This window comes from Microcystis sp. LE19-84.1B (assembly GCF_027531875.1).
Taxonomy (GTDB): Bacteria; Cyanobacteriota; Cyanobacteriia; order Cyanobacteriales; family Microcystaceae; genus Microcystis; species Microcystis panniformis.
Genome location: NZ_JAPZSR010000201.1, coordinates 1 through 1,239 on the forward strand (window position 1 = coordinate 1; position 1,239 = coordinate 1,239).

Here is a 1,239-nt window from a genome sequence, read left to right on the forward strand (position 1 = left end):
GACTTGGCTCGAAGAGAACCAGTAAAGATAGCAAAAAAGGGACGTAATGTTGCAGTCGTGCTGTCAATCGAGGAATTTGAGAGATTTTCCGAGTTGGAAAATCAACTTTTGGCTTTACAGGCAGAAAAAGCTCATCAAGAAGGTTTTATCGGAACAACAGAAAGTGAGGCTTTACTGTCAGAAATTTTAAATGCTTAAGATTAACCTATCTCGACAGGCAACTAAACGCTTAAAAAAACTGCCAGATAAACACGCCAAACAAGTAGCCACAAAAATAACCGAACTGAGAACAAATCCCTATCCCCAAGATTCTCTAAAGTTAAAAGGATAATCTTATCATAGAGCCGATATTGGTGAATATCGAATCGTTTATCGTGTTGAGGAGCAAACAATAGAAATCTTGCTGGTTGACAAACGAAATGATGATGAAATTTATAAACAACTAAAGAGAAAAATATAGAGAATCTTAATTATCAACCATCAATTAATTAGCGATATTATTCCTGCTAAAATCAAGAAAAACAAATTATTTTTAAACACTCATGAACATTAACGTAACATTTCCCGAAGAACTCCTCATTGCCGCCAGAGAAGAAAAAGAAGCCTTCTCTCGTAAAGTCATAATTTATACATTAGGGCATCTTTATCAAGAAGGAAAAATTTCAGCAGGAATCGGCGCACAAGTATTAGGATGCGATAAATATACATTTTATACACTTCTCTCTGAGTATGGTTTTTCCATTATTGATTACACAGCAGAAGAATGGGAATCAGAAATACAAACCAGTCGTGAATTAGCCCAAAAAATCAAAGATAATGAAGATAATTGTTAATTCTACACCGATCATCGCCTTATCTTTGATTAATCAATTAGATCTTCTTAATCAGCTATTTAATGAAGTGATTATTCCTTGGGCAGTTTATCAAGAAATTGTCATCGCTGGAGATAATAAACTGGGGGCAAAAGAACTCAAAAATGCCAATTGGATTCAAGTTCAAGAAGTTGCATCATCATCTCCTCTTGAACCGCTATTACTAGGATTAGATCGAGGAGAATTAGAAGTTATTCTCTTGGCAATTTCAATCAAACCAGACTGGGTAATTATAGATGAGAAATTAGCAAGAAGAGTTGCCAAAGCTATGGAATTACCCGTCAAAGGAACATTAGGAATTCTCTTGGTTGGTTTTTATGCAGGTTATCTATCTAAACAAGAAATTTTAGATTTATCACAACAGTTA

4 protein-coding genes are annotated in these 1,239 nt (G+C 34.6%); all 4 read left to right on the forward strand.

The window, feature by feature from the left end; genetic code table 11:
• On the forward strand, positions 1 to 198 hold a 198-nt coding region (locus tag O9324_RS11725), incomplete at its 5' end, for a type II toxin-antitoxin system prevent-host-death family antitoxin (protein WP_288140273.1).
• Positions 191 to 331, forward strand: a complete 141-nt coding sequence (locus tag O9324_RS27480; protein WP_288140274.1) for a type II toxin-antitoxin system RelE family toxin — start codon at positions 191 to 193, stop codon at positions 329 to 331. The genes O9324_RS11725 and O9324_RS27480, both read left to right, overlap by 8 nt.
• Before the next feature lie 211 nt (positions 332 to 542).
• Positions 543 to 833: a UPF0175 family protein gene (locus O9324_RS11735; RefSeq protein WP_288140275.1), complete on the forward strand. Its 291-nt coding sequence runs from the start codon at positions 543 to 545 to the stop codon at positions 831 to 833.
• The coding region (locus tag O9324_RS11740) for a PIN domain-containing protein (protein ID WP_288140276.1) at positions 817 to 1,239 on the forward strand (423 nt) is incomplete at its 3' end. The genes O9324_RS11735 and O9324_RS11740, both read left to right, overlap by 17 nt.